At 52.7% G+C, this 20865-nt stretch carries 21 protein-coding genes, 1 tRNA gene and 1 CRISPR repeat array (1 of these 23 running past the window's edge); of the genes, 12 read left to right on the top strand and 10 right to left on the bottom strand.

Annotated features, from left to right (window positions below):
- The first annotated feature begins 19 nt into the window (after positions 1-19).
- Positions 20-475, top strand: coding sequence for a spore coat U domain-containing protein (locus M0644_RS02515; protein ID WP_286626457.1), 456 nt, complete (start codon positions 20-22; stop codon positions 473-475).
- On the opposite strand, the gene M0644_RS02510 is transcribed toward M0644_RS02515, so the two are convergent.
- Positions 472-843: a ferredoxin-thioredoxin reductase catalytic domain-containing protein gene (locus tag M0644_RS02510; RefSeq protein ID WP_286626456.1), complete on the bottom strand. Its 372-nt coding sequence runs from the start codon at positions 841-843 to the stop codon at positions 472-474. The genes M0644_RS02515 and M0644_RS02510 overlap by 4 nt on opposite strands.
- 77 nt (positions 844-920) lie before the next feature.
- A tRNA-Ile gene (locus M0644_RS02505) sits at positions 921-993 on the bottom strand.
- Between the two features lie 125 nt (positions 994-1118).
- Between M0644_RS02505 and M0644_RS02500 the strand changes: the two genes are divergently transcribed.
- Together M0644_RS02500 and M0644_RS02495 are read left to right on the top strand one after the other, a co-directional pair.
- On the top strand, positions 1119-2264 hold the full coding sequence (locus tag M0644_RS02500; protein ID WP_286626455.1) for a cysteine desulfurase family protein: 1146 nt from the start codon (positions 1119-1121) through the stop codon (positions 2262-2264).
- Between the two features lie 294 nt (positions 2265-2558).
- On the top strand, positions 2559-2912 hold the full coding sequence (locus M0644_RS02495; RefSeq protein ID WP_149817857.1) for a hypothetical protein: 354 nt from the start codon (positions 2559-2561) through the stop codon (positions 2910-2912).
- Here the strand turns inward: M0644_RS02495 and M0644_RS02490 are convergent.
- From M0644_RS02490 to M0644_RS02470, 5 genes are all read right to left on the bottom strand, one after another.
- A complete protein-coding gene (locus tag M0644_RS02490; RefSeq protein WP_149817855.1) occupies positions 2909-3181 on the bottom strand; it encodes a DUF3143 domain-containing protein in 273 nt (90 codons plus the stop codon). The two genes, M0644_RS02495 and M0644_RS02490, sit on opposite strands and share 4 nt — an antisense overlap.
- Positions 3178-3651, bottom strand: a complete 474-nt coding sequence (locus M0644_RS02485) for a J domain-containing protein (protein WP_206201315.1) — start codon at positions 3649-3651, stop codon at positions 3178-3180. Before M0644_RS02485 ends, M0644_RS02490 begins: the two co-directional genes overlap by 4 nt.
- 8 nt (positions 3652-3659) lie before the next feature.
- Positions 3660-4880: a type II secretion system F family protein gene (locus M0644_RS02480; RefSeq protein WP_286626454.1), complete on the bottom strand. Its 1221-nt coding sequence runs from the start codon at positions 4878-4880 to the stop codon at positions 3660-3662.
- A 36-nt stretch (positions 4881-4916) separates the two neighbouring features.
- Complete coding sequence (locus M0644_RS02475) at positions 4917-6014, bottom strand: type IV pilus twitching motility protein PilT (protein ID WP_149817851.1); 1098 nt, start codon at positions 6012-6014, stop codon at positions 4917-4919.
- 67 nt (positions 6015-6081) lie between these two features.
- Positions 6082-8106, bottom strand: coding sequence for a GspE/PulE family protein (locus M0644_RS02470; RefSeq protein ID WP_149817849.1), 2025 nt, complete (start codon positions 8104-8106; stop codon positions 6082-6084).
- Between the two features lie 261 nt (positions 8107-8367).
- Between M0644_RS02470 and M0644_RS02465 the strand changes: the two genes are divergently transcribed.
- From M0644_RS02465 to M0644_RS02455, 3 genes are read left to right on the top strand one after another with little or no spacing between them, the layout of a single operon-like run.
- Positions 8368-8580 (top strand): hypothetical protein, encoded by a 213-nt coding sequence (locus M0644_RS02465; protein WP_286626452.1) that lies wholly within the window; start codon positions 8368-8370, stop codon positions 8578-8580.
- Positions 8581-8778 (top strand): lipopolysaccharide assembly protein LapA domain-containing protein, encoded by a 198-nt coding sequence (locus M0644_RS02460; protein ID WP_024125597.1) that lies wholly within the window; start codon positions 8581-8583, stop codon positions 8776-8778. It begins immediately after the preceding gene.
- A gap of 47 nt (positions 8779-8825) precedes the next feature.
- Positions 8826-10301 carry a right-handed parallel beta-helix repeat-containing protein gene (locus tag M0644_RS02455; protein WP_286626450.1) on the top strand — a complete coding sequence of 492 codons (1476 nt, stop codon included), beginning with the start codon at positions 8826-8828 and terminating at the stop codon, positions 10299-10301.
- Here the strand turns inward: M0644_RS02455 and M0644_RS02450 are convergent.
- On the bottom strand, positions 10298-11263 hold the full coding sequence (locus M0644_RS02450) for a hypothetical protein (RefSeq protein ID WP_286626449.1): 966 nt from the start codon (positions 11261-11263) through the stop codon (positions 10298-10300). The genes M0644_RS02455 and M0644_RS02450 overlap by 4 nt on opposite strands.
- 90 nt (positions 11264-11353) lie before the next feature.
- Here M0644_RS02450 and M0644_RS02445 point away from each other — a divergent pair, with 90 nt between their 5' ends.
- Positions 11354-12310: a glycosyltransferase family 2 protein gene (locus M0644_RS02445; RefSeq protein WP_286626448.1), complete on the top strand. Its 957-nt coding sequence runs from the start codon at positions 11354-11356 to the stop codon at positions 12308-12310.
- Here the strand turns inward: M0644_RS02445 and leuD are convergent.
- Both leuD and M0644_RS02435 read right to left on the bottom strand, forming a co-directional pair.
- Positions 12303-12893 carry a 3-isopropylmalate dehydratase small subunit gene (gene leuD, locus M0644_RS02440; RefSeq protein ID WP_286626447.1) on the bottom strand — a complete coding sequence of 197 codons (591 nt, stop codon included), beginning with the start codon at positions 12891-12893 and terminating at the stop codon, positions 12303-12305. The two genes, M0644_RS02445 and leuD, sit on opposite strands and share 8 nt — an antisense overlap.
- 9 nt (positions 12894-12902) lie before the next feature.
- Complete coding sequence (locus tag M0644_RS02435) at positions 12903-13955, bottom strand: adenosine deaminase (RefSeq protein WP_149817839.1); 1053 nt, start codon at positions 13953-13955, stop codon at positions 12903-12905.
- A 211-nt stretch (positions 13956-14166) separates the two neighbouring features.
- Here M0644_RS02435 and M0644_RS02430 point away from each other — a divergent pair, with 211 nt between their 5' ends.
- The 5 genes from M0644_RS02430 to cas2 are packed head-to-tail and all read left to right on the top strand — an operon-like array spanning position 14167 to position 19140.
- A complete protein-coding gene (locus M0644_RS02430) occupies positions 14167-15921 on the top strand; it encodes an RDD family protein (RefSeq protein WP_286626445.1) in 1755 nt (584 codons plus the stop codon).
- Positions 15922-15933: 12 nt separating this feature from the next.
- Positions 15934-16545: a hypothetical protein gene (locus M0644_RS02425; RefSeq protein WP_149817835.1), complete on the top strand. Its 612-nt coding sequence runs from the start codon at positions 15934-15936 to the stop codon at positions 16543-16545.
- A gap of 20 nt (positions 16546-16565) precedes the next feature.
- A complete protein-coding gene (locus tag M0644_RS02420; RefSeq protein ID WP_149817833.1) occupies positions 16566-17138 on the top strand; it encodes a Uma2 family endonuclease in 573 nt (190 codons plus the stop codon).
- A 46-nt stretch (positions 17139-17184) separates the two neighbouring features.
- Positions 17185-18843, top strand: a complete 1659-nt coding sequence (locus tag M0644_RS02415) for a type I-MYXAN CRISPR-associated endonuclease Cas4/Cas1 (protein WP_149817831.1) — start codon at positions 17185-17187, stop codon at positions 18841-18843.
- A gap of 3 nt (positions 18844-18846) precedes the next feature.
- Positions 18847-19140, top strand: coding sequence for a CRISPR-associated endonuclease Cas2 (gene cas2 / locus M0644_RS02410; protein ID WP_149817829.1), 294 nt, complete (start codon positions 18847-18849; stop codon positions 19138-19140).
- Positions 19141-19392: 252 nt separating this feature from the next.
- Positions 19393-20865: a CRISPR direct-repeat array (repeat unit 36 nt; unit sequence GTGCCTCTACCTTTGATGCCGTAAGGCGTTGAGCAC) (it continues 1775 nt past the right edge of the window).

Raw genomic sequence — 20865 nt, 5'->3', positions numbered from 1 at the left:
ATCCCCCCTAGGGGGATGTTTGCCAATCAGTATCCTGCTCGCGATCGCCAGCGGCCTAGCTCTACCGACAGTTGCTTTTGCAAACTGCACCATTAACAGCGTGACTGGCCTAAAATTTGGCAAATTTGGCGCCTACAGTACTTCTAGTGCCTCTGCTAACGATGCCACTAGTCAAATTATCTTCGTCTGTACGAATGTCCAAGGGGCAATTACGATTCGCCTTAGCACTGGCAATGCCGGTCGTTTTACCCCTCGACAAATGACCTCTGGCAGGGGGCGCCTTGACTACAACCTTTACATTGATGCCGCTCGCACCCAAATCTGGGGGGATGGTACCGGTGGGAGCAGTTTGCGTACCTTAGTGCCTGTGAATAATGCCCCTACAACCCTTGAAATTTTTGGTTGCATCCCCACCCGGCAGTTTGTGCCTGCGGGCATCTACAGCGATACGATTGTAGTGACACTGGAATACTAAGAAACCGTAAAGCGATTGGTTTCCTCGCGAATTTGTTCAAAGGAAATCTCCTGGGCTGTACCCGCAAAGGGATGATCCGGAGTTAAAAAGAGAAGGCAGTGACACTCCCGCCGTTCGCGCATGGGCACACAGGGGCAATTCCAGTAGGCCGCTTCTACCTCTGCTTCTTTGTCTTCATAGTGGCGGCAGGGACACAGGGGAGAGCCATAGTCGTCCTTATGCTTGGCCAATCCTTCCAGAACAACCGCCGTTGTCCCTAAATCTGAGCAAAAGTAGGTTCCTGTGCGCTTGGCATAGGTTTCCGCAAACTTGCGCATGGCTTCAAGATTTTTGTCGGAGGCCTGTTGCGGTTTATAGGTGTTACTCATGGCAAAATTTGCGACACGAAACTTCTTTCAGTGTAACGGAAGGCGATCCCCCCGTCAGGGTTAAGCGGATTGAAATATCCAGGGTGCTGGAGTTGAACCAGCCTATGGCGAATTATGAGTTCGCTGCCTCATCCGCTCGGCCAACCCTGGGAAAATGCCTATCACTTTTCAATATAGTCCCACTTGGCGCTTTCTACCGCCAGATGGTCTGAATGGCCATTGAGTGCGGGGTTCCTTGCTAGGCTAAAGGAGAAGGGGTTTCAAGAAGACTGGGGATGAAGCCAATTTACTTAGATGGACTGGCAACCACACCGGTGGATCCCCAAGTACTGGCAGCCATGTTGCCCTATTTTAGCGATCGCCCTGGCAATGCCAGTAATCGTGCCCATGCCTACGGTTGGGAGGCCGCCGCCGCCATTGATCTTGCCCGTGAAACGATTGCCGCAGCCATCCATGCCCATCCCGAAGAAATCATTTTCACCAGTGGTGCCACTGAAGCAGACAACTTGGCAATCAAGGGGGTGGCTGAAGCCTACTACAGTCGCGGTCGCCATATCATTACCGTGCAGACGGAGCACAATGCGGTGCTTGCTCCCTGTCGCTATTTGGAGTCCCTTGGCTTTCGGGTGACCTATCTAGGGGTGAATGAGAAAGGGTTCATTGATCTGGCGGAGTTAGAGCAAGCCTTTACCCATGAGACCATCTTGGTATCCGTGATGGCTGCCAATAATGAAATTGGGGTGCTCCAACCCTTGGCCGAGATTGGTCGCCGCTGTCGCGATCGCGGGGTACTCTTCCACACCGATGCCGCTCAAGCCTTGGGCAAAATTCCCTTGGATGTTCAGGCGCTTCAGGTGGATCTCATGTCCCTGACTGCCCATAAACTCTACGGACCAAAGGGCATTGGTGCCCTCTATGTGCGGCGCGATCGCCCCCGCGTCCAACTGGCACCTCAACTCCACGGCGGTCATCAAGAACAGGGCTGGCGATCCGGAACCTTGGCCACTCCCCTCATTGTTGGCTTTGGGGCAGCAATACGACTCGCTCAGGAACGTCAAGCCACGGATATTCCCCATCTGCGGCACCTGAAAGAACGGCTGTGGCAGGGCTTAGCCTCCCTTGGAGACATTTATCTCAATGGTGATTGGCAACAGAGTTTACCCAACTGTCTCAATGTCAGTATTGGTGGGGTTGAGGGCAATGCTCTGCTGCGCGCCATCTATCCCCATGTCGCCCTCTCAACGGGGGCAGCCTGTAGTAGCGACAAACCAACACCGTCTCACGTTCTTCTTGCCTTGGGGCGATCGCCCACCCTTGCTCGTGCTTCGCTGCGATTTGGTTTATTACGTACCACCACAGAGACCGAGATTGATTTAGCGCTTCAGCAGATTCACCACAGCATTCAACAACTACGCCACTAGAGATAGATTTATATTTCTTAATATTTATGATTTCTTGACATAAATTTACAATATTCCCAAATGCCGATAATGTCATGGTTTCCGTGATCTAAATCACATCTAAAAGCGCTTTTACGTGGAATTACGCATGATCCCCAAGTTGCGAAGTTCATAGAATAATAACGTACAGTAAATCAATCCTTAACGAGCAGTTATATCCCCTGTTGATCCCCCACAAAATTTGCCCATGGGTGGAAGTGGACAGCGGGAAATCAATTCACAAGATGCCGACATAAGTAGTTGGGGGAACACAACATGACAAAATTATTGCCCGTTACTGCCTACACAATTCGCCGTCTATTGCGGCAATACCAAGGACAGCTCAAATCCGTCGTGGTGGAAGGGGCTTGCTTAGTGGCTGATCCCGAAGCAGACTTGAATGCGGTGCTCGAGAGCCTTTATTTAGATGAGGAAGAAGTCCGCACCCAAGTGGCTGAAATTGAGAAGCTGATGATGACCCATCAACTGCTGTTGAAAGCAGGGGCAAAAGAGCAAGCAGCAGCCATCGAAGATCAAATCCTCTGGATTTTTGGCCTGAAGCGGATCAAGAATCAAGCCACCCAAGAAGCAGCCCCTGCAATGCCGATTATGATGGCCGTGGGCATTTAAGGCCCCGCAAAAATGGCTTCCTCCACCTCGGCACGGGGGCAGGAGTACTTAAAAGAGCGCTGAATCACACTGCCCTCAAGGCGATCGTGATAAACCACTTGGAGTTCCTCAATGTCCAAGCAGATTCGGGCTGACCACTGGGGATACTCTAACTCCCAACAGTGGATATCCGTTTCGTCCCGCACACAGCCCTTTTGCTGTAGCCACGCTTCAATTTGCGGCAGGGCATGGTTGTAGAGGGGGGTTTGGGGATTAGGCAGAGTGTTCATCCAAGTTCTGAGATGCGACTGACAATTTGCAAGATCCATTCTTGCCCCTGTTGGGACAAACCGACAATTACCGCCAGAACCAGACAGCCGACAAAGGTGACCCCCAAGATGAACAGAGCAAATAGTTCCCCCGGCGAGAGGGGGCGATCGTCGGGGGGCACAGCAGTAGAGCGAACAGACCCCTGAGAGCGAGAAGAGGCACCTATCCCCATCGTGCCTGACTGTTTTGACTGTGCCCGCAGGCGTAATTGCAAGTCATACCACTGCCGCTGCTCTGGATTGGTCAGCACTGCATAGGCCTCATTGAGGCGATGAAACTCCTCGCGAGCGATCGCCACCGGCAATGTCGTCGTATCCGGATGGTAAAGCTTACTCTTCTCTCGATAGGCACGGCGAATCTCCGCCAACGAGGCCGTGGGTGCCACCTCGAGAATGTCGTAGTGGGTTCGCGACGGGGACAGATGTGCCATGGCAAGGCTTACTTGACCAGATCGAAGATCTTGAACATGGGCAGGTACATCGCCACCAGAATTGACCCTACCATACCCCCTAGCACCGCAATCATCAAGGGTTCCATCACACTGGTCAGGGACTTCACCGCCTGTTCCACTTCATCTTCATAGAAGTCGGCCACCTTCATCAGCATCTTATCCAGTTCCCCTGTCTCTTCGCCCACGTTAATCATCTGGGTCGCTAGCACTGGAAAGACCCGTTCCTGTTGTAGGGCAAGACTGAGCATCCCCCCTGTCTGGACTTCCTTCGCGGCACGATCAATGGCATTGGAAATCACTTGGTTACCCGCTGTGGCACTGACAATTTCAAGGGAGCGCAAAATCGGTACCCCTGAACGGGACAGCGAACCAAACGTGCGGCAGAACCGTGCCACCGCTGTTTTTTCCACCAAATCACCAAAGAGGGGTAGCTTCAACAGCAAGCCATCAATCATCAGCCGGCCAGCCGGGGTCTTGTAATAAAAGCGAATCCCCAATACCAAGCCCACCACACAGATAATCAACAATGCCATATACTGCGGCGTGCGCAGGAATTCACTAAGCGCCACCATCATGGCGGTAAAGGGGGGCAATTCCCCCCCCAACTGTTTGAAAATACCCTCAAACACAGGGATCAGGAAAATCACCATCCCCAAGAAGATGCCCACCGCCAGCAGGCCTACCACCACGGGATAGGTCAGAGCGGACTTGATTTGGTTATTGAGGCGGGCTTGATCCTCCAGCAACTTCGAGAGACGGTTGAGCACCTCATCGAGCACCCCCCCCGTTTCCCCTGCTTGGATCATGGCTACAAACAGATTATCAAAGGCCTCTGGATGGGGTCGCATGGCATCAGCTAGGGTACTTCCCTGCTGAATATCATTGTTGACGGCCATGAGGATCTTTTTCAGTTTGGGATTGGTGCATTGATCTGCCAAAACACCGATCCCACGCACCAAGGCCACACCGGCGTTCACCAGTGCCGCAAACTGCCGCGCAAAGATCGCCCGATCCTTCACCGTAATTTTGGAGAGGAAGCTGAGGTCGAGGTCGGACTTGAGGGTGAGTTTTTTGGCCTCCTTGACCTCTAGAACCTGTACCCCTTCCAATTGCAAGGCCATGCGTGCTTCCCGTGGTGTCGAAGCTTCCTCGCGAACGGTCCTGTATTTGCCTTGGGCATCCCGGATCCGCACTTCATAGGTTGCCATGACTCAATACCCCTTCTCTTGATCAATAATTGCTAACTAGCGTGCTGCTGCCGCAGGTGTACCCGTACCAATCAGACGTTGCAGCTCGTCCTGACGCGAGGACTTGGCCATTGCTGCTTCATAGGTGATGATGCCCGCACGATAATAATCGGCCAAGACTTTTTCGAGGGTCTGCATCCCCAGCTTGCCGCCCGTTTGAATTGCCGAATAAATCTGCGAGGTCTTGCCTTCGCGAATCAGGTTGGAGATAGCAGGGGTCACTACCATAATCTCTTGTGCCATAATCCGCCCAAATTCACCGGGCTTGGGATTTTTCTTAGGAACCAGCGTTTGGCTAAAGACCGCCACTAACGAGTTGGACAACTGGACGCGAATTTGCTGCTGCTGCTCTGGCGGGAACACATCCACCATACGGTCAACGGTTTGGGCAGCTGAACTGGTGTGCAAGGTACCAAAGACCAAGTGCCCTGTTTCCGCTGCTGAGATGGCAAGCTGAATTGTTTCCAAGTCACGCATCTCACCCACAAGGATAATATCGGGGTCTTCCCGCAGCGCTGCCCGCAGAGCATTGGCAAAGCTCTTGGTATCTTCCCCCACCTGCCGTTGGTGGATCAGGCTCTTGATGGGTTCATAGACAAACTCAATGGGGTCTTCAATCGTCAGGATATGTTCAGCGCGGGTTTTGTTGATCAAGTCAATCATCGCCGCCAAGGTTGTGGTTTTCCCTGATCCTGTCGGCCCAGTCACCAGAATCAAGCCCCGTGGCCGCTCACTCATTTCGCGGACAATGTTGGGCAATCCCAACTGCTCAAACGTGGGAATTTTGGAACTGAGTGCTCGCAAGCAAGCAGCATAGGTTCCCCGGTCTTTATACACATTGACGCGGAACCGGGCGAGGCCACGTACACCATAGGAGCAGTCCAACTCCCAGTTTTGCTCTAGGTGCTTGCGTTGGGTATTGTTGAGCATGCTGAAGATCAGGCGCTGGCATTGCTCTGGGGTGAGTGGTTCGTAGTCCGTCGGGGTTAATTTGCCGCTAATGCGAATGTAGGGGGGTAAGCCAGCGGAGATATGCAAATCGGAGCCACCATTGGCCACCACTTGCTCCATTAGGTCTTCAATCATTAGCTCCATAGGGTGTTCCTCGTCTAAGCAGTTTGGTCAACAACACGAAAGTTCATCACTGACATTAATAATCTTGTTAATCCACAAAGCGGGGTGTCATGCAATAGGGGCATTCTAACCATTCGGGCTGCGCCTCGGCACCGCAGGTACGGCAGGTTAAAGAACTCTTACGTTTGGCCTTGAGTTCTGATTCGAGACCCGTGTCTGTAAAGGTGACGCGCTCGACTTCCTCGAGGGTGGTGACCCCTTCTTTGACAAGGTTCAGGCTATAGGCCAACAGGGTTTTCATGCCCTCTTCAACCGCCGCTTCCTTGATCCGCTCCGTGGGGGCACCCTCAGTAATCAGGCTTTGCAGGCGCTCCGTCACCCGCATAATTTCGTAGACCCCGACCCGCCCTTTGTAGCCAACACCGCCACACTTGCTACAAATCGGCTGGCCACTGGCTTTGGCTGCTTGAATCTGCTCGGGTGTGAGTTTATTGGCTTTGTAGAGGGTGAGGTTCACATCCTTCGAGGCAGACAAGCCAAAGCGTGCCAGTTCCTCACGGGTGGGCGTATAGGGAATGCGACACTCACTGCATACCCGCCGCATCAGTCGCTGGGCAACGACCCCAATTAAGGAAGCGGAGACCATGAAGGGTTCCACCCCCATTTCCGAGAGACGGGCAACGGCACTGGCGGCATCGTTGGTGTGCAGGGTGGTTAACACCAAGTGACCTGTCAAGGCAGCTTCAATAGCGGTTTTTGCTGTTTCCTTGTCGCGGGTTTCCCCCACCAGAATCACATCGGGGTCTTGGCGGAGAAAGGCACGCAGAATGGAGGCAAAGTCCATGCCTTTTTCGCGAATAACCTGTACCTGCGTTAGGCCGGGGAGCGTGTATTCAATCGGGTCTTCCGCTGTACTGATGTTGACACCGGGACTATTACATTCAGCCAGCGCTGAGTAAAGCGTGGTGGTTTTCCCTGAACCAGTGGGACCTGTAACGAGGATGAGGCCAAAGGGGCGCTTGGTCATCTCCCGCACAATAGCAAGGCTCTCAGGGTCAGTAATCAGCTTGTCGAGACCGAGTTGGGTGGCGGAGTTATCGAGAATCCGCAGTACGACTTTTTCGCCCCAGCGGCTGGGGAGGGTATTCACTCGGAAGTCCACCCGTCGCCCTTGGAACATTTTGCGGATACGACCATCTTGGGGGGCACGCCGCTCGGCAATATCAAGGTCAGCCAAGATTTTGAAGCGGGAAACGACGGCTGGCACGATTTTCTTCGGCAGTGGATCAAAGGCTTGGTGGAGCACCCCATCTTTGCGGAAACGAATCCGCAGGTATTCCTCTTGAGGTTCGATGTGAATGTCGGAAACGCCTTCGGTGAGGGCTTTAGCCAAAATTTTGTTGACAAGGGCAATAATCGGAGCATCTTCTGCGCCTTTCAGCGCCTCGGCAAGGTCAACCTCCTGCTCCCCTTCCAGCTCTTCGAGGCCGCCCATGGCTTCGATGTCTTCTTCGATGTTGATGTCACCGATCGCAGCCGGGGCGTTTTTGCCAGCAGTGGTTTCAGCTACCTGTTTATTGAGAATCGGGTCAATGAGGCGTTGGTAATCCTCTAGGGTGATCACCATTCGCTTGAGGGTGAGGTTGTGGGCGCGGAGTAAGCGGGTGAGGTTGTCAATGGCTTGGAGGTTATCTGGATCCACCATCGCCACGAGCAGATAGGGGGGATCAGCGTCGAGGTGCTTGGCAATGGGGATGACTTGGTAGGTGCGGCAGGTGTCAATCGGTACAATCGTGTTGATCAGTTCCTCGATTTGCTCGGTGGGGAAACGATTGAGTTCGGGATCGAGGCAATCAACGCCGTAGATCACTTTGAGTTCAAAAAGCTGTTGCTTGTGGTACTGGCGTAACACATCGGGGGGCATGGTGCTGCCGGTAATCTCCTGTAACACGGTTACGAGGGACTTGCCCGTTTTGCGGGCGGTGTTCATGGCTTCTCGCACCTGATCGATACTGGCGTAACCGGAGGCAACAATGGCTCGTTCTGTGGGGCTAGCGGCTCTGCCGCGCACGGTAAGTGCTTTCCGAGAAGAAGATGACGATGTGTTGACCATAGGGCGCGTTCGGGTCTGGATGGCTTGCCTACTATAGTAGCAACAACCTTCCCAGAGATTTCATGGGTATTTTCACGGTTTATGTTTATTGACATTTTTGTTGACAATTCTTGTTATAGACGCTTTGTAACCGCGATCGCCCTCTTTTGCATAGGCTGAAAATTATTTACAATCCTGCGGCACATTAGAAACTATTAGTTATCTGTTCTCCCTGTTAGCGCGTCCTCTCGATTCCGCCATCATCCTGTGGAGGTTTGCTCTATGCGTGTCAAAGACTTGATTTTGCCTGTGCTGGTGGTTGGTTTGGTCTTTGTTGGTTTTGGCGATCGCTTTTTGCCGGCACCTCTGAGTACGGCCAGTGCCAGTACCCGCGAGCAACTGAATGGCTTTCTTAAGGGTATGTTTACGGGGTTTTCTGTCTATAACCGCTACCATAAGACGGAGGAGATGATTCGCCAAGCGGAAGGGAAGTAAATGCGCCGCTTTTTGCTCTTTTTACTCTGGATGATCAGCAGCGGGGCGATCGCCCTCTTTTCGGTACAGAATGCGAAAGCGGTGTCCCTAAAATTTTTATTTTGGCAATCCATTGAGATGCCCCTTGGCTTGCTCTTGATCTTTGTGGCTGCGATCGCTCTGTGGGTGCCCTATCTAGCTCGTCCACTGCGGCGATGAAGGGGCCACACGCGCTGCTCATTGTACTTGTGATTGTTTTGTGCTTGATGAGGCAACCAAGAATTGCGGCCATTCCAGCCTCACCCCTCACCCTAGAAGTCAATCCAGCCAATCCACAAGCCAGCGATGCCGTAACCCCTTTCCGTACGATTGCTGCTGCTTTGGCTTGGGCACAGGCGCACGATCGCCCCAGCGACATTTACATTCATGGCGGCATTTATCGGGAGGCATTGGGAACGATTCATCAGCGGCAGACGCCCCTGCGACTGGTGGCTCAGGCGGGCGAACGCGTGATTTTGCGGGGCAGTCAACAATGGTCAGATTGGCAAGAAGTCTCCAGCACGCCTAGGTTCACCATTTACCGTCACCCTTGGACATTGGCTTGGGGCTTTTCGGGTAATCCGTGGACAGACTATGGTATTGAGTTACCCCTCGTGGCACAGCGGGGCGAACTGGTGTGGTGGCGGGATACTCCCCTGCGGCAGCGACTCTCATTTAGGGAATTGCAGGGGGATGATTTCTACGTGAATGATGCAGAGCAGCAACTATATGTGGCATTGCCTGCGGGTATCTCACCCAGTGAATTAGAAGTGGCTGTTCACCGTGAGGCTCTGCGCATTTTAGACAGTGGTTTTATCAGTTTGGTGGGGCTACGCTTTGAGCACTATGGTGGCACATTTACCCAAGCGGTGCGCATTGAACGCAGCCATGACATTGAGGTTAAAGACTGTACTTTTTGGGGCAATAATTGGGGCGGCCTCGAAAGTCATCAGAGCGATCGCCTGCGGGTGGAACGAACACAGTTTCTGCAAAATGGCTGGCGGGGCATGGCGGGGGTTCATTTGCGGGACTTCACAGTGCAGCAGGTGCTGGTTCAAGGGAATAATTGGCGGGGGGCATGGGCAGGCTTTTACGATTGGGATGCGGGGGATAAGTACTTTCATCTGCGCCGTGCTGTCTTCGATCGCTACCGCGCTATTGAGAACCAAGCGGCCGGTCTGTGGCTTGATACTGATAATCAAAACGTTGAGATTCGGCGATCGCAATTTGTCGGCAATGCCGTTGTCGGTCTTTTCCTCGAGGCGGGCACAGGTCCAGTGACCATTGAAGATTCCTTAATTGCCTATAACTACAGCATTGCCCCGAACTATCTACAAACCCCCGGCATTTTTGGCTGGGCGACTGCCCATGTTACCCTGCGCCACAACTGGATTTGGGAAAACCAAGGGGCACAAATTGGCGTTCGCGATCCTTCGCCTCGAACCGTCACCCTACCCGAAACGGGTGAGGAAGTCACGATGACTTCTCAAGATTGGTACCTAGAGGGGAATTGGATTGGTAGCCGCCAAGAGCGACTCCTGACTACCCTCAAGGGGGAAATTTTCTTGCAGACACTGAGATTGGCGGAGAACCACTGGTGGAGCGAAGCTCCCTACCCCTTTCGCCTAGAGGGGGAAGACCTCACTTGGTGGCAGTGGCAGGAACGCTATGGCAATGCCAGCGATCGCTGGATCAGCCCCTAGAGGCGATCGCGTAACTGATTGACCATCGCTTGAGCCGAGGCCTCATCGACAAACATCCCCAGTTGAATCTTGGTTTGGTCGCCATTGCCCACCAAAAAGGCATCCGGCACCACAGCTTGGACTTTTTCTAAGTCCGCAGGTTCCTTGTAGGGAGCCAGCACATAGTAGCGACCATTGGGCATTTTTTCCACAAAAAGCTGCGTCGTATGTTCAGGTTCAGCCGGGGTTGGGCTGGCCGTAGGGGTGGGTGATGCACTGGTTGATGGACTCGCCGCAGGTTCTAATTGGGCAAGGGTGCTGCGATTGACATCGGGAAATTCCCGCGCAGTCATATCAGGGCCGACGGGGGGCGTGGGTGATGCTGCTGTTGGCGTTGCAGGTGATTCAGTGGCAACGGGGGCAGGTCGGCGGTTGAACCACCACAGGGCTGCACCACTAAAGCCGGCAAGAATGCCAACCACAATTAACCAGCGTTGCACTAGGTGGTGACTATTGCTCTCCCGCCGCTGGAACCAAGGACGCTGTTGGTTTTTTCGGGCCTGCTTGAGTAGTTCACGGGTAGAGGCAAAGGGACGCTTTGTTGGGTTTGGTGTTTGGGGAGCAGGGGGATCACTGGGATAGGAGGGGGGCAAGAGTTCTGCTAAATCTGTGGGATCAAACTCGAAAAATGGATCGGCGAGTCCCCCGTTGGCGCGTTCATCGGTGGCTGGTGCTGTCTCAGGGGTGAGGGCTAAAGAACTGGCAACGGGAGGAACAGTTTGTGAAATCGGCTCTGCGGCAGCAGCAGGGGTGACACTCGGTTCTGGGGAAGTTGCAGACTCGGGAACCGGCGGCGCTTCAAAGGGGGAATGGGCTTGTACCATGCGATGGCAGCGATATTGAGTGAGTTCTGCCTCTAAACTAAGGTTGAGGGAAGCCAAAGCCGCTTGCAAACGTTGGCGATCGACGGTGGCAGAGGTCATAGCAATCGCTCCGAAAACAGTGCCCTAAAGTCTCTTGGATGAACGCACCACCCCAATGGATTATGCAGCAAACTGTGCAGGTTCCCAACAATGGCACAAGCACCCCTATTGAGCATTTGCATTCCGGCCTATAACCGTCCCCAAGGATTGGCACAAGCGGTTCGCTCAGTTGTCGCAGCCTTGCCCCCTGAGAGCCACGATCCGGTGGAAGTCATTATTACCGATGATTCTGCCACCCCCACAGCAGTAGAGGATTTACTAGCTGGATGGTCAGGCCGCTGGCACTACCAACACAATGCCCAGCGCTTAGGGATGGTGGCCAATTGGAACGCCAGCTTGGCGAAGGCTTCAGGGGACTTTATCCTGCTGTTGCACGACGATGATTACCTCCTGCCCCAAGGAATACCAACAATTCTCGACATCCTCACCAAGGAGGGCACTGCCTTTGATGTCTTTCTCTTTGGCGTGCATTTGGTGGATTCGCATCAACGCTGTTTGCGACGGCAGATACCCCGGCAGCAAACATGGCTCTCCCCAGCTCAAGCCCTTAGGCAATTGCTACGTCATTCCTCGTTTGTACGGTTTCCCGCCTTGATCTGGCGGCGATCGCTCCTCGAGGAGGTCGGCTATTTTGATCCCGCCTACGGCGAAGCCACAGACCTCTATCAATGGCTGCGATTCCTTGCCCAGAAGGGCGTTTACACGGTTCCCCACGCAACGGCAGCTTACACAATCCACGATCAGGCACTGACAATGGGGATGTTTCAAGCTCAGACCTTGGCTACCCTAGGGAATATTTTTGCCGCCGCTGCGAATTTATCGATTCTCTCACCAGCGGAACTACGGCAGTGCCAATGTGACTTTTTTCACCAGTTTATCTTGGCGGGAACATGGCGATTTTTGCGGCGACGGCAATGGCAACGGGCACAGGCAGTGTACCAGCTGTTTGATCTACCAGAGGTGATTGCATTGGGGCGATCGCGCCGCTGGCAAGGCTGGCGTTGGCTCTTTGGGGCTTGGCTTTGGCTACTGCGACGGGTTAACTAACTGCCCACCGCACATAGGGCAGCCGCGCTGCAACGTCGTGAATTTTGTCCTGATTGGCCAACAGTTGACCACAGGCATCCCATTGACCAGAAAGAAGCATTTGCCGCGTACTTTCCGCCATGGTTAAGGGAATCACTTGATCGCCTGCTGTCAAGGTCAGCGCCTGTAAGTCTAGGGTCAGTTCCGTAGTGGGCTGATCTTCTAAGAGGGTTTGCAGTGCTTGTACCTGTTCTGGAGCTGCCGTCAGACAGGGAACCCCCATTGCCAAGCAGTTTCCGGCAAAGATCTCGGCAAAGCTTTCGCTGACAATTGCTTGAATTCCCCAACGGGCGATCGCTTGGGGGGCGTGTTCGCGACTAGAGCCACAGCCAAAATTGGCATTCACCACCAGAATCCGTGCCCCTTGGTACTGAGGCAGGTCAAAAGGGTGTTGCCCCGACTGGCGATCGTCAGCAAAAACGTGTTCCCCAAGGCCATCAAAAGTGACACAGCGGAGAAACCGTGCGGGAATAATGCGATCCGTATCGATATCGTTGCCCCGCAGAGGAAGGCCACGACCCGTAATGCGTTCAATCTTGCTCATAGGCCTATCTTACTGGATTGCGCAGCCTGCAAGTGCATTTTGGGGGGAATTGCCCTGAAGCAGGTTACTCAACAGTAGGGTCGGCGGTTGCGCATGGGGCCAAGCAAAGGCATGGCGAAAGGCGGCTTCCTGACAGGCTTGTAACTCCTTGAAGTTGAGGATGTCGTGGGTGAGCAAGTTTTCGTACTCAAAGGGCAGCCGCACGTTGTGCAGACCCGCGTTGTCGGTACAGATGGCCACGTCCACCCCTGCTTCAAAACAGCGTTCAAAGACGAGGCGTAATTGCGCGTAGCTCTCAAGGGTACCCGTTTGAAAATAGGTGGTGGGGCACACTTCGAGGCATTGACCGGCTGCCGCCACTTCCTTGAGCAGCTCTGGATAGCGCAGGGGAATTTGAATGCCATGACCAATGCGTTGCAGGTAGGGTAGCAATTCGGGATAGCAGCCATTCACCGTTTCGTAGAGGTGGCCGGTGGTTTTGAGACCGCGATCGCGGGCATAGGCATAGAGTTCAATAAATTCCGCCATGCGATCGCCATAGACGCTATCGCCCCCGGCCAAGTCAATGCCACAGACAAACTGCGGAAAACTCGCCGCCAGATCAACAATGGCACGGTTCACCGCATAGGGTAGCCGCGTGTGCATACAGAGAATTTGGCTCGTGACAATCGGGTATTCTGGTACTTGGCAAGCCAGACCCACCGTTTTAACAATGTCGGCCATCTGCTCAATGCGATCGCTCTGGGATCGCTGCGGATCCGTGCGCAGATAGGGGGTATAGCGCAGCTCTAGATACGCCAAGTTTTCAAAAATATAGGCGCCGCGAATCAAGCGAAAGATGAAATAGGGCAAAGTTTGCGGCGTTTGCACACTCTCCACTAGGGTGTGGAGTTCGAGGTATTCTTCAAGGGATTGGCGGGGGCGAGTATAAAAGGTTTCAAATTCCTCATAGTCAGGAAAGCGATCTGCAAGGGCGCGATCGTTCCGCTGAAAATACCGCCAAAGAATCCGCGGTACCACTGAGCCACCCAAATGCCGATGTAATTCTGCGTACAGTGCCATACCTGCTCCTTAAACTGGCCAAAACGCAATCAATACCTAAGCTGGCCAGAGGGGTCAATGCCCGCACCTCAGCCATCGAAAACAGAACGAAAACAGTGATGAACGAAGGATTAAATTGTTCTAATGTTAACAAATTTTACAAAGGTGGCGCAGGAACCAATGGGCGCAAACGCTAGGATCATTTCGATCTCCAATTGGTTGGGTATCGCGAATGTGGCCTTTTCGGCGGCGAGGACGACTCCCCTCTGCGCTCTCTAGTGGCAATGTCGTCACGATTGCTTTGGAACTGTACCGTCATCAGGGCAATCGCTACTTTCTTTTGAGCCTTTTTGCCCATGCGTGGTTTTTTCTGCTCACCATTGCCGCCGTGCTGATCGTGGCCGTAGCACTGATTGTTGGGGGGATTCTTGCTGGGGCGATGGATAATGTTGCCCCCTTTCTCTGGCTCACAGGCATTAGTATCCTCGTGGCTTTGCCCTTGTATCTCTTTGGTTGGACACGGCTAATGGCCAGTGGTGCGCTGCTTTCTCGTCGTATTTACGCTGTCCTGACGGCTCTTGAGGAATCAGAATCGGCAGCCCGCAGCTTCATTTTTCCCAAGATGCTGAATTATTTGCTGGCCACTCTGATGGTCGGTGTCATTTTGCTCTTGGTGTATGGGGTCTTGGGGGCGATCGGCTACTTAATTTATTTGGTGGCATCCCCCTTAGTGCAATTCCTCGAGCAGAATATCCAAACGGAACCCGCAAGAAGTCTCTTCTTTTTAACTTTTCTGCTCAGTATCCTGTTGCTAGTGCTCCTTGCGCTGTTGGTGATTAGCTACTTTATGGCGCGGCTCTCCCTTGTTGATGTGGTCTTAGCCCTTGAACCGGACTGTACGCCCCTCAAATCCGTTCGGCGCAGTTGGCAACTGACGCAGGGACAGGCATGGCATACCCTAACGGTATTTTTTGTTGCTTCCCTTGCAACGATTCCCGCCAATCTCCTTGGCAGTATTATCAACAGCGTGGTGATTATTCCCGTTGCTGGCCTCTTTGTAGGGGTTTTACTCCTGCCCCTCTGGCAAGGGATCAAGGCAGTTCTGTACTGGGATCTGCGAGTCCGCAATGAAGGAGCAGCGTTTCAAGTCCGCCCTGAAGCAGTGAATCCCCTGCGCTGGTTGCGGCGGGTCACACTACGCACACCGGAAAGCATCGAGTTGGACTTTGCCCTTGGGGGAATTGGCAGCCGCGTTTTGGCTTGGCTGATTGATCAGGTGATTCTCTACACGGCACTTGTGCTTTTTTCGCTGGCGGCAGGGTACATCTACTTCTATGCCCTTTACCCGTGGCTGATTGAGGTGCTACCCGCTAGTGGCCAGAGTATTGAAGCTTGGAGTTTGGGCATTTACCTGTTGGTAATGTTTGCCCTCTACAACGGCTATTACATTTTCTTTGAAACCTACTGGCAGGGGCAAACCCCCGGCAAGCGCTTTGCGGAAATTCGCGTCGTCCAAGACAATGGCCTTCCCATTGGTCTGAAGGAAGCAACCCTGCGCAGTCTGCTGCAACCCATTGATTTTGCTTTTTTCGGTATAGGGGCACTCCTAGTGGCGTTATCTCGATCAGAAAAACGTTTGGGAGATATGGTGGCGGGTACCCTTGTGATTCAAGATGAACAAGCGACACGGTTGGCTCCTAAAGCTACAACCCTTCAGCAACCACAGGGGGCTTGGGTGCAGGAGTTGCGATCGCTCGCCCATTGGGAACGGATGACTCCCGAACAGTATCTCCTAGTACGCAATTACCTCAACAATCGCGATCGCCTGAGTCCTGTCGGTCGCTATCAAGCGGCTCAAGAGCTGCGTCAGCAATTAGAACCCCTGTTGCTGCCCACCTATCCCGCCCACTGGCCTACCCTCAGTGCTGAGGACTTCCTAGAAGGTCTATACACTGCCTATCGTCAACAATACCAGTCATCCCCCTAGTGTGAGGCCGTTATGCGCTTGCTGCTGACCCTTGGTTGTAGTCTGACCCTTTTGGGCGCCTTTCCCCTGCTCATGGGTCGGGCGAGTGAACCGACAATTCAGGCTGCTGCCCCTGTCCCCCAACGCTATCAACTACTGGGGTTATCCTTTGAAACACCCCTACAATTTTCGCCACCCACTTCTTTTGGTGAAAATGGCGTTGCTGTGGTCTATCCCGCCAATGCCGTACCGGGGGAGCACGAGTTAATGGTGAGCCTGATTAGCCTACCCAAAACAAGCGAGGTACTGGGGGGACTTTCGGATCAAGAGTTGCGCAGTTGGCTACGGTTTACCCAAGTGGGGGGTCCTCTCTCAGCAGCCCCCGCACGCATTGAGCGGCGAATTTTGGGACGGCGAGTCCGTGGTGAAATGTTTTATTATCCAACCCCCCGACCGATTCACCAAGAGTTATATTTGATGCATCTCCAAGGGGGGCAGCGGCTAGCTATTCTCTTTGAAGCGGAAGACCAAGTGCCCTTACCCGTGATGGAGCAGGTTTTTAACCATGTGGCAGCATCATTGCAGGAATTACCCCCGCGATCGCGAGAATGGAAACGTAGTTTTGAATGGTGGAAAAACCGTTAGATCTTTGAGGGGCAATAGCTATGCACCATGCTCCCCCCGTGTATCTACCCAAAACCCTTCAGTTCACTGAAGAGCAATTCGCAGAGATTATCAAAGCCAATCCTAATCTACGGTTTGAATTAACTGCTGCGGGAGAATTGGTTGTTATGCCCCCTACAGGCGGCGAAACGGGTCGCTACAATGCCGCCCTCACGGCTGACATTAGTCTTTGGAATCGCCAAACTCAACTAGGGGAGGTCTTTGACTCCTCAACGGGATTTCGCCTGCCCAATGGCGCCATTCGCTCACCCGATGTTGCATGGATTACCAAGGAACATTGGCAGCGCCTAACCCCAGAGGAACGCCAAGGCTTTGTGCCTCTTTGCCCCGATTTTGTGATTGAACTCGCGTCTGCTAGTGATGACTTGTCCCATTTAAGGGCAAAAATGCAGGAATACATGGACAATGGTTGCCGCCTTGGCTGGTTGATTGTCCCCCAGCAACAAATGGCAGAAATTTATCGCCCCCAGCAAACACCAGAGAGCGTGTCTCTGCCAACAACGCTTTCAGGAGAGGAAATTCTTCCTGACTTTTGCCTTGCATTTTCTCCCTAAGGCCAATGGATAAACCAGTGGAATCTTCTCACTGGAGATATCAATCATGGAACAGACCGTTGCCTGCGCTGAAACGGAGACACTGCGCGTTAATTCTCTCCATGCTTTTGCCTACTGTCAGCGGTTATTTTATCTCGAAGAAGTTGAGGAACTTTACACCCAAAATGAATCCGTCTTTGCCGGGCGACGGCTCCACGCTGAGCTACAAAAATTAGAACGGGAAGATTGGCAAGAATTCAATCTGGAAAGTGTAGCCCTTGGCCTCCGGGGGCGGGTTGATGCACTGCGTACCCTAGAGGGGCATTTGATTCCCTACGAGCACAAAATCGGTCGCTGTTATCGCGATCGCCAGCAGCAGCCCCAAGCTTGGCACAGCGACAGGGTACAAATTCTGGCCTATGCCTGTTTACTAGAAACCGTTCTCGGCGTCACTGTCCCCGAAGGCCGCATTCACTATCACCGCGATAACGTCACTGTACGGGTTCCTGTGGATGAGGCAGGCCGCCAACTGGTGCGGGACACAATCGAGCAAGCGCGTCAACTGCGTGCTTCCCTAGAACGTCCCCCTGTCTGTAGCAACGAAAGACTTTGTCTCAACTGCTCCTTGGCGCCTGTTTGCCTGCCTGAAGAAGCCCGCCTCGCCCGAGATCCTGAGCATTTACCCCTGCGGTTATTTCCGCGAGATGACGAGCGTGAGATTATCCATGTCACGGCTGGCAAAGCGGTAATCAGGCGAGCTGGCGAGCAGCTACGGATTGCCATTGACGATGAACCTGAGCAAAAGCTGCCCATTCAGCAGGTGGGTCAAGTTGTTATCCACAAATTTGCCCAAATTACCACCCCAGCCATTCATCTCTGTGCCTATGAGGATGTCGGTGTTCACTTCATCAGCAGTGGTGGGCGTTATATCGGCAGCATTGACAACCGCAAGGGCAGTATTCAACGGCGTATTCGTCAATATCAAGCCCTGACGAACCCAGACCAATGTTTACGTCTTGCCCAGTTACTGGTGAACTGCCGGGGACAGAGTCAGCGTCGCCTGTTACTCCGAGGACAGCGGAATCGCCAAGATGCTCTGCCTGCATTGCAAGAGACCACTACGCAAATGGATCGGCTCATTAGCAGCATCTCCCACGCCAATTCCCTAGAGGCTCTACGCGGCATTGAAGGCAATCTTGGCGCCCTGTATTTTTCAGCGTTGCCCTATTTACTGGGGGATCACGTTCCGAAGGAGTTGCACTTCAACGGTCGCAATCGCCGCCCCCCGAAAGATCGTTTTAATGCGCTGCTCAGTTTTGGCTATGGCATGCTCCTCAAGGACGTGATGAATGCCATTCTCACTGTTGGTCTTGAACCCGCCTTTGGCTTCTATCATCAGCCGCGTACCCAAGCACCACCCCTTGCGTTGGACTTGATGGAAATTTTCCGCGTCCCCCTTGTGGATATGGTCGTTATTGGTTCGATTAACCGTATGCAGTGGAACTTTGACGAGTGCTTTGAGGTACACCGAGATCACGTATGGCTAAGTGACTATGGTCGGCGTAAGTTCATTGAACTCTATGAAGCCCGCAAAGGTGAAACATGGAAACATCCAGTGACCAACTACTCGCTCACTTATCGGCGAATCTTGGAGCTGGAAGTACGTTTGCTCGAAAAGGAATGGTGTGGTGAAGCAGGTCTATTTGGCAAACTCATTTTGCGTTGACCCATGGGTGAATCCAAAAATTGGTACCTCATCTGCTACGACATCCGCGACCCCAAGCGATGGCGACAGGCTTATAAGCAGTTAGAGGGCTATGGTGAACGATTACAGTTCTCGATTTTTCGCTGTCGTCTCACGCCACGGGAGCGGGAAAAGCTGCGGTGGCAACTAGAAAAAATCCTCACAAAGGAAGACAGTCTCCTAATCGTAGGATTGTGCAGCCAATGCGTTGAGCGGGTATGCGCTTGCAACCGAGCGGGGACATGGCCAATGTCGGAGCAGAACTTCAAAATCTTTTAGCATGCAAGCACCTCTGGACTCAAATATTCTCCGAACGCGCCGATATTCAAATACAGCCCCTTGACTAGGTTTGGGAGTTTTTGTTAGATTTAGAGGTGCTTGAAAATCTCTGAACCTATTCCCCAGAGCGGGATTGACAACTGAATACTGTCCGAGGCTAAAAATTTTACAGTCACAAAAAAACAAAGTGCCTGAGGTGCTTGAAAAGTGACTGTGCTAAGCTAGTCCTAGAGGCATTTCTAGGGCGCCGCTGTGCCTCTACCTTTGATGCCGTAAGGCGTTGAGCACGTTCCCTAGCGTACTTTTCTATCTGGTTGTGGCGAGTGCCTCTACCTTTGATGCCGTAAGGCGTTGAGCACTAACAAGCACTATTTTCACAACACTGATTCTTGGGGTGCCTCTACCTTTGATGCCGTAAGGCGTTGAGCACGCTCACTCAATGCAACGCTAATTTCCTCTATATTTGTGCCTCTACCTTTGATGCCGTAAGGCGTTGAGCACAACCACGAGTATTATATTTACATCAAAAAAGATCTTGTGCCTCTACCTTTGATGCCGTAAGGCGTTGAGCACGAAGTGCTAGTAATTTAGCAGAGGCAGTTTTAAAACGTGCCTCTACCTTTGATGCCGTAAGGCGTTGAGCACGTGTTCAGAGGGGTAGTTATTAATAAACGGCGCAATGTGCCTCTACCTTTGATGCCGTAAGGCGTTGAGCACCTCGCTATTTGTATCGCCTTCAAAGCTTGTGCAAGTGCCTCTACCTTTGATGCCGTAAGGCGTTGAGCACGGCCTAGGTTAGAGTAAAGGTTAGAACTTAAAAATTGTGCCTCTACCTTTGATGCCGTAAGGCGTTGAGCACTCGGTATACTCTAAACTGAATGAAATTCTTAGACGAGGTGCCTCTACCTTTGATGCCGTAAGGCGTTGAGCACTTGATTGCCTTTTCCACCACGGGGATGATGATAGGTGTGCCTCTACCTTTGATGCCGTAAGGCGTTGAGCACTTTTTGTAAGATAATTTCGCGGTTTTTCCTCCTCGTGCCTCTACCTTTGATGCCGTAAGGCGTTGAGCACACAAATTTACTCTTTTATGCTTGCTTAGCTTGCTAGGTGCCTCTACCTTTGATGCCGTAAGGCGTTGAGCACCCTAAAGCCTCACCTTTTAATCCTCAGGTCAACCTAGTGGCTGTGCCTCTACCTTTGATGCCGTAAGGCGTTGAGCACTCCAATAATCTTCAGGTCGTTCTACTCTACTAAACGTGCCTCTACCTTTGATGCCGTAAGGCGTTGAGCACCTTAGGGCACAAAAAAAGAGCAGTTTAACGTCAGTGCCTCTACCTTTGATGCCGTAAGGCGTTGAGCACATCTTTGATCTAAGTCAACTTCGCCCAGAAGGGACAGGTGCCTCTACCTTTGATGCCGTAAGGCGTTGAGCACTACAGTCGGAAATCCTAAATTTCTCATCCATTTGTAAGTGCCTCTACCTTTGATGCCGTAAGGCGTTGAGCACTACAAACTGCAGGCACAATTGCTATTCCTGCGAAGGTGCCTCTACCTTTGATGCCGTAAGGCGTTGAGCACTGGGTTGGTTACTTCAATAGCTACATTACGAAGCCGGTGCCTCTACCTTTGATGCCGTAAGGCGTTGAGCACTTTTGTACCGCCAAAAGTGCAGAAGAAAGCTAAGGTGCCTCTACCTTTGATGCCGTAAGGCGTTGAGCACTA

The sequence above is a fragment of the Thermosynechococcus sp. B1 genome (assembly GCF_030322985.1).
GTDB lineage: Bacteria > Cyanobacteriota > Cyanobacteriia > Thermosynechococcales > Thermosynechococcaceae > Thermosynechococcus.
This window is presented reverse-complemented; position numbering and strand designations above follow the sequence as displayed.

Excerpts from the sequence above, each read along its gene's own strand:
- M0644_RS02480 (WP_286626454.1), bottom strand. The coding sequence starts at position 4,880 with ATGGCAACCTATGAAGTGCGGATCCGGGATGCCCAAGGCAAATACAGG.
- M0644_RS02465 (WP_286626452.1), top strand. The coding sequence starts at position 8,368 with ATGCGTGTCAAAGACTTGATTTTGCCTGTGCTGGTGGTTGGTTTGGTC.
- cas2 (WP_149817829.1), top strand. The coding sequence starts at position 18,847 with ATGGGTGAATCCAAAAATTGGTACCTCATCTGCTACGACATCCGCGAC.
- M0644_RS02470 (WP_149817849.1), bottom strand. The coding sequence starts at position 8,106 with ATGGTCAACACATCGTCATCTTCTTCTCGGAAAGCACTTACCGTGCGC.
- M0644_RS02435 (WP_149817839.1), bottom strand. The coding sequence starts at position 13,955 with ATGGCACTGTACGCAGAATTACATCGGCATTTGGGTGGCTCAGTGGTA.
- M0644_RS02485 (WP_206201315.1), bottom strand. The coding sequence starts at position 3,651 with ATGGCACATCTGTCCCCGTCGCGAACCCACTACGACATTCTCGAGGTG.
- M0644_RS02500 (WP_286626455.1), top strand. The coding sequence starts at position 1,119 with ATGAAGCCAATTTACTTAGATGGACTGGCAACCACACCGGTGGATCCC.
- M0644_RS02455 (WP_286626450.1), top strand. The coding sequence starts at position 8,826 with ATGAGGCAACCAAGAATTGCGGCCATTCCAGCCTCACCCCTCACCCTA.
- leuD (WP_286626447.1), bottom strand. The coding sequence starts at position 12,893 with ATGAGCAAGATTGAACGCATTACGGGTCGTGGCCTTCCTCTGCGGGGC.
- M0644_RS02415 (WP_149817831.1), top strand. The coding sequence starts at position 17,185 with ATGGAACAGACCGTTGCCTGCGCTGAAACGGAGACACTGCGCGTTAAT.
- M0644_RS02475 (WP_149817851.1), bottom strand. The coding sequence starts at position 6,014 with ATGGAGCTAATGATTGAAGACCTAATGGAGCAAGTGGTGGCCAATGGT.
- M0644_RS02430 (WP_286626445.1), top strand. The coding sequence starts at position 14,167 with ATGTGGCCTTTTCGGCGGCGAGGACGACTCCCCTCTGCGCTCTCTAGT.
- M0644_RS02420 (WP_149817833.1), top strand. The coding sequence starts at position 16,566 with ATGCACCATGCTCCCCCCGTGTATCTACCCAAAACCCTTCAGTTCACT.
- M0644_RS02425 (WP_149817835.1), top strand. The coding sequence starts at position 15,934 with ATGCGCTTGCTGCTGACCCTTGGTTGTAGTCTGACCCTTTTGGGCGCC.
- M0644_RS02490 (WP_149817855.1), bottom strand. The coding sequence starts at position 3,181 with ATGAACACTCTGCCTAATCCCCAAACCCCCCTCTACAACCATGCCCTG.
- M0644_RS02510 (WP_286626456.1), bottom strand. The coding sequence starts at position 843 with ATGAGTAACACCTATAAACCGCAACAGGCCTCCGACAAAAATCTTGAA.
- M0644_RS02445 (WP_286626448.1), top strand. The coding sequence starts at position 11,354 with ATGGCACAAGCACCCCTATTGAGCATTTGCATTCCGGCCTATAACCGT.
- M0644_RS02495 (WP_149817857.1), top strand. The coding sequence starts at position 2,559 with ATGACAAAATTATTGCCCGTTACTGCCTACACAATTCGCCGTCTATTG.
- M0644_RS02460 (WP_024125597.1), top strand. The coding sequence starts at position 8,581 with ATGCGCCGCTTTTTGCTCTTTTTACTCTGGATGATCAGCAGCGGGGCG.
- M0644_RS02450 (WP_286626449.1), bottom strand. The coding sequence starts at position 11,263 with ATGACCTCTGCCACCGTCGATCGCCAACGTTTGCAAGCGGCTTTGGCT.